Genomic DNA, 15,944 nt, shown 5'->3' with positions numbered 1-15,944 from the left:
CGGGGATCTGCGTCCGCTTCACGCGGTGAGTCAGGTACACCACCGCGTCGGTGACGCGGCCTATGGCCGCTGCTACGGGGATTTGCGCGGCGTCCGGGGGCTCAGAAATCTTCCGCCTGGATCTGGTAAAGCGCGTCGCTGCCCGCGCCTATCGCGGCCTCCAGGCTGAGGACGCGCGGCAGCAGCTTGGCGAAATAAAAACCGGCGGTGGCCAGCTTGGCGCCGTGGAAGGCCTCGTCTTCGGCGCGCTTGAGTGTCGCCACCCTTGCCATTCGCGCCCACATGTAGGCATAGGCCACGTAGCCGAACAGGTGCAGATAGTCCACGCAGGCGCAGCTGATGGCATTCGCATCCACCGCCGCCTGGTCCAGCAGCCAACTCCCCACTTCCTCCAACCGCTGCAGCGCATCCAGCAGGGTCTGCGCATGCGGGCAGCCGGGCAGGGCGGCGTACGCGCGAATTTCATCGGTAAAGATCCGCAACGCCTCGCCACCATTGGCGATCACCTTGCGCCCCAGCAGGTCCAGGGCCTGGATGCCGTTGGTGCCTTCGTAGATCTGCGCGATGCGCACGTCGCGTACCAGTTGTTCCTGGCCCCATTCGCGAATGTAGCCGTGGCCACCGAACACCTGCTGGCCGTGGATGCAGCTCTCAAGCCCGGTGTCGGTGAAGAAGGCCTTGGCCACCGGCGTCAGCAGCGCCACCAGCGCCTGGGCGCGGTCGCGCTCGGCGGCGTCGGGGGCGTGCTTGGCCAGGTCCAGCTGCTGGCCCACGTAGCAGGCGAACGCGCGGCCGCCTTCGGTCATGGCCTTCATGGTCAGCAGCATGCGCCGCACGTCACCGTGGACGATGATCGGGTCGGCGGCCTTCTGCGGCGCTTGCACACCTGCTGCCGCACGGCCTTGCAGGCGGTCGCGGGCGTAGGCCACGGCGTTCTGCCAGGAAGCCTCGGCACAGCCGATGCCCTGCAGGCCGATGGACAGGCGCTCGTAGTTCATCATCGTAAACATCGCCGCCAGGCCCTTGTGCGCCTCGCCCACCAGCCAGCCGGTGGCGCCGTCGAAGTTCATCACGCAGGTGGACGAGGCCTTGATGCCCATCTTGTGCTCGATGGAACCACAACCCACGGCGTTGGCCGGGCCCAGGCTGCCATCGGCATTGACCAGCCGCTTGGGCACCAGGAACAGGGAGATGCCCTTGGGCCCGGCCGGCGCGTCGGGCAGGCGGGCCAGCACCAGGTGGATGATGTTCTCGGTGAGGTCCTGTTCGCCACCGGTGATGAAGATCTTGCTGCCGCTGATGGCATAAGCGTCGCCACCGGCCGGCACGGCACGGGTGCGGATCAGCCCCAAGTCGGTGCCGGCATGGGCCTCGGTCAGGCACATGGACCCGGCCCAGCGCCCTTCGTACATGGCCGGCAGGTAGGTGGCCTTGAGCGCCTCGCTGGCGTGCACGTCGATGGCCAGGCAGGCGCCGGCGCTGAGCACCGAGTACAGCGCCAGGCTGGAGTTGGCCGCGTACAGCATCTCCTCGAACTGCACCGCCAGCATCTTCGGCATGCCCATGCCGCCCCAGGCCGGGTTGCCGCTCAAGCCCACCCAGCCGCCGCCACTGTAGGTGGCGTAGGCCTGCTGGAAGCCAGCCGGGGTGTGCACCTGGCCGTCCTCCCAGCGCGCGCCTTCCTCGTCGCCGCTGCGGTTGAGCGGCGCGAGGATGCCGGCGCTGATCTTCGCCGCCTCCTCAAGCACCGCGTCGGCGGTGTCGGCGTCCACCGTCTCGGCCAGGCCAGGCAGGCGTGCCCACAGCGCGGGGCCTTCGAATACATCGTGCAGCACGAAACGCAGGTCTTTCAGCGGGGCGGTGTAGGCGGGCATGGCGGGTAAAACCTCTTGTGATTGTTAGGGGGGAAGCATGTGGCAGAGCGGTTTGAAAAATCGCTCAAAAAAACTATTGATGACTCTATCAAAAATGATGACTATATCAATAGTGCTCGACCCGGCCCCTTCCACTGGGTACGAGCGGACAACAACAAAGACAAACAGGACGACACCATGAACGCGATTGATCCCGCTGCACGCCCGCACGCCGCCACTGGCCAGGACCGCAGCACTGTGCTGCGCGACTACGCCCGCGGGCTGATTCCCACCCTCAAGGCCCGCGTCGCCGAGACTGTGCGCCTGGGCCGCTTGCCCGCTGAAACCATTGCCGACCTGGAAGCCGGCGGCCTGCTGAGCATGACCACGCCGCGCCTGTACGGCGGCGACCCGGTCAGCGTGCGCACCTTCCTCGACGTGGTGGCCGAACTGGGCCGCGCCGACGCTTCGGTGGCCTGGGTCGTCGCCCTGACCAACGTCACCACCTGGGCCGCGGCGGCGCTGTTCAACCAGCAGACCGGCGACGCCATCTTCCGCGGCGACCAGCCGGCGCGGGTCACCGGCGTGCTGTCGCCGCGCAAGGCGGTGGTGCGCAAGGTGGAAGGCGGCTACGTGATTGAAGAAGGCCTGTGGGGCTTCAACTCCGGCGTGTACCACGCCACCTGGGACTTCCTCGGCATGCCCATCGTCGACGCCGCCGGCAAGGTGCTGGACCAGGGTGCGGCGATGATCCCCGCCCATGAGCTGGAAATCCTCAACGACTGGAACGTGATCGGCATCTGCGGCAGTGGCAGTTCCAGCGTCAAGGTCACTAACCTGTTCGTGCCCGACGCGCGCGTGACCTCCATGAGCCGCGCCATCGAGGGCGACTACGCTTCCAGTCACCTGGCCGACGAGCCGCTGTTCCGCACCGCGTGCATGCCCATGCTGGCCATCATCCTGGCGTTCCCTGCCCTGGGGCTGGGCGTGGCGGCGCTGGAAACCTTCCTGGAAACCCTGCCGCGCCGGGGCATCCAGTACTCCTGGTACGCCAAGCAGTCGGAGGCGCCCATCACCCACCTGCAGGTGGGCGAGGCGTCGGCGAAGATCGACGCGGCGCGGGCGGTGCTCGAACGCCACGCCGCAACCATGGACATCAGCGCCGCCTCCGGCCAGTACATGGACTTCCAGGAACGCGCGCGCATCCGCCGCGACGTCGGCTACGCCGAAAAGCTGATCTGGGAAGCGGTGGACCTGCTGGCCTCGGCCTCCGGTGGCTCGCTGGCGTCGGTCAACAACCCCATGACCCGCATCTGGCAGGACGCGCGCATCGCTTCGCTGCACGGCGTGGTCAGCCCCAACACCAACTTCGAGACCTACGGCCGCATCCTCTGTGGGCTGACGCCCGGCACCCCGTTCATCTGAACCCGGCGTCATTCATCTCAGGAGACAGGCACATGCAGGTTGAGCAAATCGACGCCCGCGCCTTTCGGCGGGTCATGGGCAAATTCGCCACCGGCGTCACGGTGGTCACCTTCGAGCACGAGGGCAGCACTGCTGGCATGACCGCCAACGCGTTCATGTCGCTGTCGGTGGACCCGCCCATGGTGCTGATCGCGGTGCGCAACCCGTCGCGCTTCGCCAGCAGCGTAGCGGTGGGCGACCCGTTCGGCATCAGCTTCCTGCGCGAGGAGCACGAAGCGCTGAGCAGCCACTTCGGCGGCCGGCCGCAGCCGGGCCACGCGCCGGCCTTCGTGCCGGTGCAGCAGGTGCCGGTGCTGGACGGCGCGTTGGTGCAGCTGGCGGTGCGCGCCAACGCCGTGCACGTGGGCGGCGACCACCTGATCTACACCGCCGACGTGCTGGGCCTGGCCGAGTCGGACGGGCGCCCGTTGCTGTTCTTCTCCGGCGCCTACAAACAGCTGCACGCACTGGACCCGGCCACCTGCTGGTTCGACGTCGGCTGACCGCCGGCAGCCTTTGAACACGGCTTCCCCACACGGTCCCGCGGGCACCGTGCGGCCCCCCTTTGCCCGCGAATTTACAAGAACAAGGAGCACAAGATGATTGCCGTTCGCGATATTGCCTACGTGCGCTACCAGGTGCCGGACCTCCTCACCCAGGCGCGCTTCCTCGAAGACTTCGGCCTGCGCGTGCACCAGCAGAGCGCCTCGGCGCTGGTGATGGCCAGCCATGCCGGCGGCTACCCGGCGTACCTGGCCAGCAAAGGCCCGGCCCAGGCCCTGGGCGCAGGGTTCGTGGTGCAGAGCCTCGCCGACCTGCAGGCGGTGGCCGCGCAGCAGGGCACCGAAGTCAGCTTCAACCATGAACTGGGCGCCGGCTCCGTGGTGCACCTGCGTGACCCCGACGGCTTCCAGATCGACCTGCTGTTCGGCGGCGAGACGGTGCCGCCGGCACCGGTGCGCCGCCCGCTGCAGCTCAACAACGCCGGCGAGCGCCGCCGGGTAGGGCGCACCAACCGCGTGGCAGGCCAGGCCTCGCAGGTGATGCGCCTGGGCCACGTGGTGCTCAAGACCGTGGACTTCCCGGCGATGCTGGCGTTCTACCAGGACGTGCTGGGCTTCCGCGTCTCCGACAGCTACCACGGCGCAAGCCCCGAGCAGACCGTGGCGGCGTTCCTGCACTGCGGCCTGGGCGAGCAGTTCACCGACCACCACACCCTGGCGCTGCTGGGGCTGGGCAACGCAACGCCGGCCTTCGACCACAGCGCCTTCGAGGTGCTGGACTGGGACGACCTGGCCTGTGGCAGCCATCACCTGCAGGCCAAGGCGTACACCCATTCCTGGGGGATCGGCCGCCACGTGCACGGCAGCCAGGTGTTCGACTACTGGCGCGACCCGTTCGGCAACAAGGTCGAGCACTGGACCGACGGCGACCTAGTCAACGACCACACGCCCACCACCCACACCCCCCTCAACCCCGATGCGCTGGCGCAATGGGCGCCGCCGCTGGCCCCGGATTTCCTCGCCTGAAGCCTTTTTATTGGAGCAACCACGATGAAACTTGCACGCTATAGCCACGACGGCAAAACCTGCGTGGGCAAGGTTGAAGGCGACCGCGTCGTCGACCTCACCGCCCTGGCCACCCCCCATGCGCTGCTGGACGTGGCCGCGCTGTTGGCGCCAGCCACCCTGGCCGCTGCCGCCGACATCCAGGCCACCGACAGCAACAGCCTGGCCCTGGACCAGGTGCGCCTGCTGGCGCCGCTCGTGCGCCCGGGCAAATTCCTCTGCCTGGGCATGAACTACAAGGACCACGAAGCCGAAGCCCGGCGCCTGGGCGTGGCGATACCGCCGTCGCAGGTGTGGTTCAGCAAGCAGATCAGCTGCATCACCGGCCCCTACGACCCGGTGCACGACCCCATCGCCTGCGAGCGCCTGGACTACGAGGCCGAACTGGGCGTGGTGATCGGCAAGGGCGGCCGGCGCATCAGCGAGGCCGAGGCGCTTGACCACGTGGCCGGCTACTTCGTCGCCAACGACGTCAGCGCCCGCGACTGGCAGGCCAAGAGCCCGACCTGGACCCTGGGCAAGTCGTTCGACACCCACGGCCCCATCGGCCCGTGGATCGTCACCGCCGACGAGATCCCCGACCCCCAGGCCCTGGGCATCCGCCTCAGCGTCAACGGCGAAGTGCGCCAGGACTCCAACACCCGCCTGATGAACTACAGCATTGCCCGGCAGATCGCCTACCTCAGCGAGGTGATGACCCTGGAGCCGGGCGACATTCTCATCACTGGCACCCCGGCCGGCGTCGGCATCGGCATGGACCCGCCGCGCTTCCTCAAGGCCGGCGACGTGGTGCGCGTGGCCATCGACGGCATCGGCCACATCGAGAACACCATCGTCAACGAAGCGTCCTGAACCTGCGGGCCGGCAGCGCCTGCCGGCCTTCACCCTCGACAATAAAAAGGAACACCCCATGGCTGCCAGCAACCGCAAAGTCATCATCACCTGCGCCATCACCGGCTCCATCCACACCCCGTCGATGTCGCCGTACCTGCCCATCACCCCGGCGCAGATCGCTCGCTCGGCCATCGAGGCCGCCGAGGCCGGCGCTGCGGTGGTGCACCTGCACGCCCGCGACCCCGAAACCGGTATGCCCAGCCAGGACCCGGCGCTGTTCGCGCAGTTCCTGCCGGTGATCAAGCGCGCGTCCGACGTGGTGCTGAACCTCACCACCGGCGGCGCGCCGACCATGAGCATCGAGGAACGCCTGGCGCCGGCGCTGCAGTTCCAGCCCGAGGTGGCCTCGCTGAACATGGGCACCATGAACTTCGGCTCCTATGAGCTGCTGGAGCGCTATTCGAGCTTCCAGCACGCGTGGGAGCGACCGTACCTGGCCGACAGCGACGAGCGGATTTTCCGCAACACCTTCCGCGACATCGCCTTCATTCTCGACGCCTGCGCGGCCAACCGCACCCGCTTCGAGATCGAGTGCTATGACATCGGCCACCTGTACACCGCCGCGCACTTCCGCCAGCGCGGGCTGGTCAAGGACCCGCTGTTCATCCAGTCGGTGTTTGGCATCCGTGGCGGCATCGGCAACCACCCCGAGGACATCACCCACATGAAGCGCACCGCCGACCGCCTGTTCGGCGACGCCTACAACTGGTCGGTGCTGGGCGCCGGCGCGCAGCAGTCGCGCATCGCTACCCAGGCGTTGCTGCAGGGCGGCCATGTGCGCGTGGGCCTTGAAGACAACCTGTGGCTGGGCAAGGGCCAGCTGGCCGAGAGCAATGCGCAGCAGGTGCGCGCCATTCGCCAGGTGGTCGAGGCCCTGGGCTTCGAGGTGGCTACTCCGGACGAGGCGCGGCAGATCATGGGCCTGAAAGGGCGCGACAGCGTGGCCTTCTAACCCCGGCAGGGGCGTTTTACCAACGCGTTATCCAATAACAATAAAATCAGTGCGGGTAAACACATGACTCACAAGACAAGCGCCGCCGCGTGCGTGGCCGGCGCGCTGCTGGCCAGCGCCAGCGCCCACGGCATGAACTTCAACATCCCCACCTCCGCCAGCATCGAGTCGGCGCAGATGGGCGGCGCCTCGCTGGCGTTCCCCCAGTCGAGCATGATCGCCAGCGACAACCCGGCGGGTATGGCCATGCTCGGCAACCGCACCGACGCCGGGATGCAGCTGTTCCTGGCGCACTTTCGTTCAAGCTTTGGCAATGAGAACAACCGCGACGATTTCAAGGTGGCCGCGCCCATTCCCAGCGGCGGCATCAATTGGATGGCCAGCGAGCGCATGAGCCTGGGGCTGTCGATGTACTCGGTAGGCTCGGGGGTGGACTACGACCATGCCGCCGTGCCGGGCCAGGGTTTCCCGGCCGCGAAAACCAAGGTGGCGTTCCTCAACTTCGCCCCGACTCTGGCGTACAAGGTCACCCCGGACCTGAGCCTGGGCGTCTCGGCGCTGATCGGCGTGCAGCACCTGCAGGCGCGCGGCATGGTCGCGCCGCAGGCGGACGGCAGCCTGGGCCTGCTGCCCAGCCACGGGGTGTCGACCAACATGGGCTATGGCGCGCGCGTCGGGGCGCTGTGGAACCTCAACAGCACGGTCAGCGTGGGCGCGTCGTGGTCGCCGAAGATGCGCTTCGGCAAGGCGGACGGCTATAAGGACGACCTGCTGGCGGGCGCCGGTGGCCACCTGGACCTGCCCGAGCAGTACGGGGTAGGGGTGGCGCTGCATGTCACGCCGACGCTGACCCTGGCCGCCGACTACCTGCGCATCGAATGGAGCCACGTCGGCTTTCTCGACGACCCCCAGGGCGCCGGGCTGCGCAGCCAGAACGTCTACCGGGTGGGCGCTGCGTGGCAGGCGATGCCGGCGCTGACCCTGCGCGCCGGCTTCAAGCAGGCGTCGCGGGCGGTGGACTCCGACCACACGGCGGCCAATTACTTCTCGCCGGGCATCCTCGACAATTCCCTGAGCAGCGGCTTCAGTTGGCAGGCCACGGCCTCCACGGCGCTGTCGTTGGGCTGGGAGTACCACCTGCCGCAGACGGTACGCGGCACCGGGCCGAGCACCGGCAGCAACCTGGGAGCGCATTATTCGCAGGTGCTGTTGGGGCTGGGCACGCAGTTCTAGGGCAACGCCCTTGGCGGGGATAATCGTCTTGCCGCGCAGAGTCGAGTATCCTGTGGGCCGTCACGGTCACGTCTGCATTAAGGGAAGGTTATGCCTGCCAAGGGCGATCAGCACGGCGCACCCCAGCCGAAAATCAATCACAAGGCCCGTGAGCGCACGCGCGGCAAACTGCTGCGCGCCGCGCGCACGGTCATGGGCAGCAAGGGCATCGACGCCACTGCCATCAATGACATCACCGAAGAGGCCGGGCTGTCGTTCGGCTCCTTCTACAACTACTTCAGCAGCAAGGAAGACGTGGCGCGGGCGGTGTTCCAGGAAGACGCCCTGCTGATGGCCGACCTGCTGGACGCCGCCACCTTGCCGGACGCCGGCATTGCCGAAGTGGTGGGGGTGAACATGCGCCGCACCATCCACCGCGGCCTCACCGACCCGGTGTGGGGCTGGTTCATGATTCACTCGGTGTACAGCATCAACGACATGGTCGTGACCATGGGCACCCGCCTGGCCCGCGACCTTGAAACTGGCAAGCGCGCCGGGGTGTTCAACGTCAAGGAAATCGACGCCACCGTGGACTGCGTGGTGGGCGGCATGCTCTACCTGCTGCGGCAGATCCTGGAAGGCGCGCGCCCGGCCACGGCGGTGGAAAGCATGGTGCATTTCGTGCTCAGCGGCCTGGGCGTGGGCAGCGAAGAGATCGAGCGTATCAACAGCATTGATTTGCAGTGAGCCCGGACGCGGCCTGGTGGCCGCTGCGACGCAATATTGGTTTGATTGGAGACGCACGGATGCAACCCCTGGACATTCGCCCGCTTGAACGCACCGACGCACCTGCCTTGCTGGCTTTCGAAACCGCGAACCGCGGCTGGTTCGAGGCGCATATCGACCCGCGGGATCCGGGCTTCTATTGCCTGGAAGGCGTGGCCGCGCACATTGATCAATACCTCACCGGCTTCGCCCAGGGCACCTGGCACCCGCTGGTGATCGTCGACGCCAAGCAGGCCATCGTCGGCCGCGCCAACCTCAAGGACATTGACCTGCTCACTCGCAGTGCCGAAGTCGGCTACCGCATCGCCGAGCGCGCTTGCGGCCAGGGCCTGGCGACCCTGGCGCTGCGGCGGCTGATCGACGAGGCCCGTGGGCGCTGGCAGCTGACCCGGCTGGTGGCCCAGGTGTACGACAGCAACCTGGGCTCCCGGGCAGTGCTGCAGCGTTGCGGCTTCGTGCCCGGCGCCACTGGCTTCGTGCTCACGCTATAAACGCTCAACGCCGCCCGCTGCGGGTGCTGACGTCGACCCACACGGCCAGCACCAGGATGCTGCCCTTGACGATCATCTGCCAGTAGCTGTCGACGTCGAGCATCGACATGCCGTTGTCCAGGCTGGTGATCACCAGTGCGCCCAGCAGCGCGCCGTACACCGTGCCCGAGCCGCCGCGCATGGAGGTGCCGCCGATGAAGCAGGCGGCGATGGCGTCCAGTTCGCCCATGTTGCCCGCCGACGGCGAGCCCGCCGCCAGCCGCGCGGTGTTGACCAGCCCGGCCAGGGCGCACATCACCCCCATGATGCCGAAGATCCACAGTTTCACCGCCTGCACGTTGATGCCCGACAGCCGCGTGGCCTCCATGTTGCTGCCCACCGAGTAAATGCGGCGGCCGAACACGGTCTGGCTGGTGACGTAGCTGAACACCCCCAGCAGCACCAGCAACAGCAGCACCGGCACGGGAATGCCGTCGTAGCTGTTGAGGGTGTAGACGAAGCCCGCCAGCACCGCGCCAATCAGCACCACGCGCAGGCCGTCACGCAGCAGCGGCCGCGCGGCCAGGCCGTGCAGGGCGCGGTTGCGGCGCTGGCGCCAGGTCAGGTACAGCGTCAGGGCGAACAGCAGCACGCCCAGCACCAGCCCCACGGTGGGCGGCAGGTAGCCCTGGCCCACGTACACCAGCGGCGCCGACACCGGCGCAATGGTGGTGCCGCCGGTCACCCCCAGCAAAATGCCGCGGAACGCCAGCATGCCGCCCAGGCCGACAATGAACGAGGGAATGCGCAGGTAGGCGGTCATGTAGCCGTTGGCCAGGCCTATCACCAGCCCGCACACCGCCACCAGCGCCAGGTTGCCCAGCAGCGGCACGTGGTAGACCACGTCGAGAATCGCCGCCACGCCGCCCAACAGGCCCAGCAGCGAGCCCACCGACAGGTCGATCTCGCCGCTGATGATCACCAGCACCATGCCGCAGGCGAGGATGCCGGTGATCGACATCTGCCGCAGCAGGTTCGACAGGTTGCGCGGGGTGACGAAGCCGCCCTCGGTCTGCCAGCTGAAAAACAGCCAGATAATGGCCACGGCAATCACCAGCGCGAGCATTTTATAGCGGGTGAACAACTGTTTGACCTGGTTCATCTACGCGAACTTCCCGTTCTGGTTGGCAGGGCGTGGGGGTTGAGTGATAGCGGCGGCCAGCACCTGTTCCTGGGTGAGGTCCTGGTTGGCGAAGTCGCCGCGCAGCTGGCCTTCGCCGATCACCAGCACGCGGTCGGACACCCCCAGCACCTCGGCCAGTTCCGACGACACCATGATGATCGACACGCCCTGGGCGGCCAGGGCGCTCATCAGCTTGTAGATCTCGTACTTGGCGCCCACGTCGACGCCGCGGGTGGGCTCGTCGAGAATCAGCACCCGCGGCTGGGCCAGCAGCATCTTCGCCAGCACCGCCTTCTGCTGGTTGCCACCCGACAGGCTGGTGATGGGCAGGAACGGGCTGGCGGTCTTCAGGTGCATGCGCGCGATTTCCCGGTCGATGCTGCCCAGCTCGGCCTCGGCGTCGATGCGGGTCAGCTTCGAGTAGTTGTCCAGCACTGCCAGGGTGATGTTCTGGCCCACCCCCAGGTCGGGGATGATGCCCTGGCGCTTGCGGTCCTCGGGCACCATGCACAGGCCCGCGCGAATGGATTTCAACGGCGTGCGGGTGTCGATGCGCTGGCCGTCCAGCCACACCTCGCCGTGGTAATTGCCGGGGTAGGCGCCGAACACCGCTGACACCAGCTCGGTGCGGCCCGCACCCACCAGGCCGGCGATGCCGAGGATCTCGCCACGCCTGAGCACGAAGGAAATGTCGTCGACGCGCTTGCGCCGCGGGTTGTCGACGTCGAAGCAGGTGAAGTGGCGCGCCTCGAAGATCACCTCGCCGATGGCGTGGGCCGTAGTGGGGTAGAGGCTGCTCATCTCGCGGCCGACCATCTGGGTGATGATCTGGTTGATGTCGAGGTCAGCCATGGCCGTGGTGGCGATGTGTTTGCCGTCGCGGATCACGGCGATGGTGTCGCACACCGCCGCCACCTCGTCGAGCTTGTGCGAGATGTACACGCAGGCCACGCCCTTGGCCTTGAGGTCGCGGATGATGTCCAGCAGCACCTCGATTTCCGAGCGGGTCAGCGCCGAGGAGGGCTCGTCGAGAATCAGCAGGCGCGCCTGCTTGTTCAGCGCCTTGGCGATCTCCACCAGCTGCTGGTAGCCGCCGCCATACTGCGACACCGGCAACGACACGTTCATGTCCGGCACCTTCAGCTCGCGCATCAGCGCCTCGGCGCGGTGGATCATGGCCGGGTAGTTCATGCGCCCGCCGGGCAGGGTCAGTTCGTGGCCCATGAAGATGTTCTCGGCCACCGACAGGTCGGGCACCAGGGTCAGCTCCTGGTGGATGATGACGATGCCGGCGGCCTCGGTCTCGCTGATGGACTGCGCGCGCAGCGGCTGGCCGTCCCAGAGGATCTCGCCCTCCCAGGTGCCGTGGGGGTACACCGCCGACAGCACCTTCATCAGCGTGGATTTGCCGGCGCCGTTCTCGCCACACAGGCCCACGCACTCGCCGGGCCTGACCTGGATATCGATGCCGTTGAGGGCTTTCACACCGCCAAAGCTTTTGACGATGCCGTTCATTTGCAGAAGGAATTGGGACATGACTGCGGGCTCGACGAAGGGGGAGGGACGCGGCCTGCGGCCGCTGCTACGGGCGTAGCAGCGGCCACAGGCCGCGTCACGGGTTATCACTGCCCGGCGATTTGCGCCTTGCTGTAGAACCCGTCCTTCTCCAGCAGGTCGATGTTGTCCTTGGTCAGCGGGGTAGGGGTGAGCAGGATGGTGTCGACCTTCTTGCTGCCGTTGTCGTACTGCGAGGTGTAGGTGGGTTTCTCGCTGCGGGCCAGTTGCACCGAGAGCTTGGCGGCTTCCGAGGCAATCAGCTTCAGCGGCTTGTACACGGTCATGGTCTGGGTGCCATCGAGCACGCGTTTCACGGCCGCAAGGTCCGCGTCCTGGCCCGAGATCGGCACCTTGCCGGCCAGCTTCTGCGCGGCCAGCGCCTGGATCGCGCCGCCGGCGGTGGCGTCGTTGGAGGCGACGATACCGTCGATCTTGTTGCCGTTGCGGGTCAGGGCGTTCTCGACAATGCTCAGGGCCTCGGTGGGGTTCCATTCCTTCACCCACTGCTGGCCGACAATCTTGATGTCGCCCTTGTCGATGGCCGGCTGCAGCACTTTCATCTGGCCTTCACGCAGAATCTTCGCGTTGTTGTCGGTGGGCGCGCCGCCCAGCAGGAAGTAATTGCCCTTGGGCGCCGCCTGCAGCACGCCGTTGGCCTGCATCTCGCCGACCTTTTCGTTGTCGAAGGAAATGTAGGCGTCGATGTCGGCGTTGAGGATCAGCCGGTCATAGGACACCACCTTGATCCCGGCCTTCTTCGCCTCGGCCACGGCATTGGTCAGCACAGTGGCGTTGAAGGGCACGATGACGATGACGTCGACGCCGCGGGAGATGAGGTTTTCGATCTGCGAGATCTGCTTCTGCTCGTTGGCGTCGGCCGATTGCACGTAGACCTTGGCGTCCATCTTCTCCGCCGCCGCCACGAAGTAGTCACGGTCGCGGGCCCAGCGCTCCAGGCGCAGGTCGTCGATGGAAAAGCCGATCTTGGGGTGGGCGGCGTCGGCCATCACCGGCAGCGAGAGCAGGGCGAGGGCACTGGCCAATAGCGTACGTTTTAACGATTTCATGCTGGGCGTCCTTTTATTGTTGTTTGAGACACTACTTGTCGCCTGAAACTGTAGAGCGTGATTGATACCCGCGCGCAGAGAATTGTCGCGCGAATGTAACCGCCGCCCTCAGGGGTAGATAAAGCGGTTGACCACGCCCTCCAGCAGCTCCTGGCGGCCGCTGACGGCCTGGGGATCGAGGTTGTTGTCGAAGGCATGCTCGGCCAGCGCCTGCAGGCTGAACTCACCCGCCAGCACTGCCTGGCCGAAGGGCTGGCGCCAGCCGGCGTAGCGCTGGTCCTTGAAACGCTGCAGCTGGTCGTTCTCGACCATGGCGGCGGCGCGCTTCAGCGCCAGGGCCAGCACGTCCATGGCGGCCACGTGGCCGTGGAACAGGTCGGTATCGTCGACGCTCTGGCGGCGCACTTTGGAATCGAAATTGAAGCCGCCGGTGCGGAAGCCGCCGGCCTTGAGGATCTCGTAGGTGGCCAGGGTCATTTCCTCGACGCTGTTGGGGAACTGGTCGGTGTCCCAGCCGTTCTGCGGGTCGCCGCGGTTGGCGTCGATGCTGCCGAAGATGCCCAGCGAGACCGCGGTGGCGATCTCGTGGTGGAAGCTGTGGCCGGCGAGGGTGGCGTGGTTGGCCTCGATGTTGACCTTGATCTCCTTCTCCAGGCCGTACTGCTGCAGGAAGCCGAACACCGTGGCGCTGTCGTAGTCGTACTGGTGCTTGGTGGGTTCCTGGGGCTTGGGTTCGATCAGCAGGTCGCCACGGAAGCCGATGCGGTGCTTGTGTTCCACCACCATGGTCATGAAGCGGCCCAGTTGCTCGCGCTCGCGTTTCAGGTCGGTGTTGAGCAGGGTCTCGTAGCCCTCGCGGCCGCCCCACAGCACGTAGTTGGCGCCCTTGAGCCGCTGGGTGGCGTTCATGGCGCTGAACACCTGGGCGGCGGCCACGGCGAACACCTCGGGGTCGGGGTTGCTGGCGGCGCCGGCGGCGAAGCGCGGGTTGCTGAAGCAGTTGGCGGTGCCCCACAGCAGCTGGATGCCGGTGTCCTGCTGGTGGCGTTCGAGGCGGTCGACCATGTGCGCGAAGTTGTTGCGGTACTGCGCAAGCGATTTGCCTTCGGGGGCCACGTCGGTGTCGTGGAAGCTGTAGTAGTCGATGCCCAGCTTGGTGAAGAACTCGAACGCGGCCTCGGCCTTGGCGATGGCCATCTCCATGGGGTCGGCCACCTGCTGCCACGGGCGGTTGAAGGTGCCCACGCCGAACATGTCCAGGCCCGGCCAGACGAAGCTGTGCCAGTAGCAGGCGGCCATGCGCAGGTGCTCGCGCATGGGCTTGCCCAGCACCAGCGCGTCGGCGTCGTAATGGCGGAAGGCAAGGGGCGACTCGCTGGCCGGGCCCTCGTAGCGAATCTTGTCGACAGCGGGGAAGTAGGACATTCGCGTTTCCTTTGTTGTTCTTGGCGGTGTGCTGATGGTAGCGAGGCCCCGGCCTGCGCCGATCATGAAAATCACCAACAGGCAGTGCGATTTTGCGTTGAGCTTCTGGCGGTACCGGCCTAGGCTGGAAGCACTGGCCAAGGACAACAACAATGAAAAACCTGCCTCCTGCCCACCGTATCGCGCTGCTGTTCAACGGCAGCAAGGTCTATGACCGCGGCATCATCAGCGGCATCGGCAACTACCTGAGCAGCACCCGCGCGTCCTGGGACCTGTTCCTGGAGGAAGACTTCCTGTGCCGGCTGAACGGCATCGAGCGCTGGCAGGGCGACGGCATCATCGCCGACTTCGACGACCCGCAGATCGGCGAGGCCCTGGCCCACAGCCGCCTGCCGGTGGTGGCGGTGGGCGGCTCGTACCAGGACGCCAGCGCCTACCCGCGGCACATCCCCTACGTGGCCACCGACAACGCGGCGCTGATCAAGCTGGCCTACGACCACCTGATCGAGGCCGGGCTGACGCGCTTTGCCTGCTTCAGCCTGCCGCCGGCCCAGGCCAACCGCTGGGCCCAGGAACGGGAAACGGCGTTTCGCCAGCTGATGCGCCGTGATGGCCTGCACGCCGAGGTGTACCGCGGCCTGGGCACCAGCGCGCCACTGTGGGACAGCGCTGTGGAGCAGCAGATTGCCTGGCTGCACAGCCTGCCCAAGCCCATCGGCATCATTGCGGTTACCGACGCCCGCGCCCGCCAGCTGCTGCAGGCGTGCCTGACCGCCGGCATCGCGGTGCCGGGGCAGGTGGCGCTGATTGGTATCGACAACGACCCGCTGACCCGCAGCCTGACCCGGGTGCCGCTCAGTTCGGTGATCCAGGGCACGGAAACCATGGGCCGCACCGCCGCGCACCTGCTGCACCAGATGCTCCATGGCATGCCGTCGACGGCGCAGCAGATTCTGGTGCCGCCCGACGCGGTCAACGTCCAGGCGTCCAGCCTGCACCAGCCGCTGGACAACCCTTATGTGATGCAGGCGCTGCATTTCATTCGGCAGTACGCCTGCCAGGGCATCAAGACGGCGCAGGTGGCGGGGTATGTGGGGGTGTCGCGTTCGTCGCTGGAGTCGCACTTCCGCAAGGCCCGGGGCTGCACGGTGCACGACGAGATACTGCGCTTCCGGCTGGCAGCGGCGGCCAGCCAGTTGCAGGACGGCGCGGTGGCGATCGCCGAGATCGCCAGGCGTTGCGGGTTCACCTCGGCGCAGTACCTGCACACGGTGTTTCGCCGTGAGTACGGCTGCACCCCGCGCCAATATCAGCGCCTTAAAACCGTGGATACCGCCTGACGCGGCCTGAATCACCGCTGTAGCCGCTGCCGCCAGGCTGCGCGGGCCTGCGTGAACACTGGAAATCTCCAGCGTGGAGTGGGCCCAGCCCAGCCTCCGGAAGCGGCTACGCGGCAGGGGTGTCAGCGGCGGCAGCGGCTACGCGACGGGGTGTCAGCGGCGGCAACGTGGTA

General features: G+C 66.9%; 14 protein-coding genes. 9 read left to right on the top strand and 5 right to left on the bottom strand.

Going from position 1 to position 15,944, the window contains the following annotated elements; translation table 11 throughout:
* Nucleotides 1–101: 101 nt before the first annotated feature.
* A complete protein-coding gene (locus tag AC0Z2B_RS22150) occupies nt 102–1,874 on the bottom strand; it encodes an acyl-CoA dehydrogenase C-terminal domain-containing protein (RefSeq protein ID WP_476299437.1) in 1,773 nt (590 codons plus the stop codon).
* A gap of 177 nt (nt 1,875–2,051) precedes the next feature.
* On the opposite strand from AC0Z2B_RS22150, the gene AC0Z2B_RS22145 reads away from it, so the two are divergent.
* From AC0Z2B_RS22145 to AC0Z2B_RS22110, 8 genes are all read left to right on the top strand, one after another.
* Nucleotides 2,052–3,278: an acyl-CoA dehydrogenase family protein gene (locus AC0Z2B_RS22145; protein ID WP_476299435.1), complete on the top strand. Its 1,227-nt coding sequence runs from the start codon at nt 2,052–2,054 to the stop codon at nt 3,276–3,278.
* 32 nt (nt 3,279–3,310) lie between these two features.
* Nucleotides 3,311–3,820 (top strand): flavin reductase family protein, encoded by a 510-nt coding sequence (locus AC0Z2B_RS22140; protein ID WP_476299433.1) that lies wholly within the window; start codon nt 3,311–3,313, stop codon nt 3,818–3,820.
* Between the two features lie 96 nt (nt 3,821–3,916).
* Nucleotides 3,917–4,846: a VOC family protein gene (locus AC0Z2B_RS22135; RefSeq protein WP_476299431.1), complete on the top strand. Its 930-nt coding sequence runs from the start codon at nt 3,917–3,919 to the stop codon at nt 4,844–4,846.
* Between the two features lie 24 nt (nt 4,847–4,870).
* A complete protein-coding gene (locus AC0Z2B_RS22130) occupies nt 4,871–5,737 on the top strand; it encodes a fumarylacetoacetate hydrolase family protein (RefSeq protein ID WP_476299429.1) in 867 nt (288 codons plus the stop codon).
* Between the two features lie 58 nt (nt 5,738–5,795).
* Complete coding sequence (gene kce / locus AC0Z2B_RS22125) at nt 5,796–6,731, top strand: 3,5-dioxohexanoate:acetyl-CoA acetone transferase (protein ID WP_473006476.1); 936 nt, start codon at nt 5,796–5,798, stop codon at nt 6,729–6,731.
* Between the two features lie 63 nt (nt 6,732–6,794).
* The gene (locus AC0Z2B_RS22120; protein ID WP_476299427.1) at nt 6,795–7,964 is read left to right on the top strand and encodes an OmpP1/FadL family transporter; all 1,170 of its coding nucleotides are present in this window, start codon (nt 6,795–6,797) and stop codon (nt 7,962–7,964) included.
* Between the two features lie 90 nt (nt 7,965–8,054).
* Nucleotides 8,055–8,690, top strand: coding sequence for a TetR/AcrR family transcriptional regulator (locus tag AC0Z2B_RS22115; protein ID WP_476299425.1), 636 nt, complete (start codon nt 8,055–8,057; stop codon nt 8,688–8,690).
* A 59-nt stretch (nt 8,691–8,749) separates the two neighbouring features.
* Nucleotides 8,750–9,220, top strand: coding sequence for a GNAT family N-acetyltransferase (locus AC0Z2B_RS22110; protein ID WP_476299423.1), 471 nt, complete (start codon nt 8,750–8,752; stop codon nt 9,218–9,220).
* A 4-nt stretch (nt 9,221–9,224) separates the two neighbouring features.
* Here AC0Z2B_RS22110 and AC0Z2B_RS22105 read toward each other — a convergent pair whose 3' ends face one another.
* The 4 genes from AC0Z2B_RS22105 to xylA form a co-directional block, all read right to left on the bottom strand.
* Nucleotides 9,225–10,361: a sugar ABC transporter permease gene (locus AC0Z2B_RS22105; RefSeq protein WP_416423983.1), complete on the bottom strand. Its 1,137-nt coding sequence runs from the start codon at nt 10,359–10,361 to the stop codon at nt 9,225–9,227.
* Nucleotides 10,362–11,918, bottom strand: coding sequence for a D-xylose ABC transporter ATP-binding protein (gene xylG, locus AC0Z2B_RS22100; protein WP_476299421.1), 1,557 nt, complete (start codon nt 11,916–11,918; stop codon nt 10,362–10,364).
* Between the two features lie 86 nt (nt 11,919–12,004).
* Nucleotides 12,005–13,006 (bottom strand): D-xylose ABC transporter substrate-binding protein, encoded by a 1,002-nt coding sequence (xylF, locus tag AC0Z2B_RS22095; RefSeq protein ID WP_416423985.1) that lies wholly within the window; start codon nt 13,004–13,006, stop codon nt 12,005–12,007.
* Between the two features lie 108 nt (nt 13,007–13,114).
* Entirely contained in the window at nt 13,115–14,431 is a 1,317-nt protein-coding gene (gene xylA / locus AC0Z2B_RS22090; RefSeq protein ID WP_476299419.1) for a xylose isomerase, read from the bottom strand.
* 152 nt (nt 14,432–14,583) lie between these two features.
* On the opposite strand from xylA, the gene AC0Z2B_RS22085 reads away from it, so the two are divergent.
* Nucleotides 14,584–15,771: a XylR family transcriptional regulator gene (locus AC0Z2B_RS22085; RefSeq protein ID WP_476299417.1), complete on the top strand. Its 1,188-nt coding sequence runs from the start codon at nt 14,584–14,586 to the stop codon at nt 15,769–15,771.
* Nucleotides 15,772–15,944 lie beyond the last annotated feature (173 nt).

The organism is Pseudomonas sp. GYB4201 (assembly GCF_056312595.1).
Note: the sequence above shows the minus strand (reverse complement) of the source record. Positions and strands in the feature narration are given on the sequence as shown.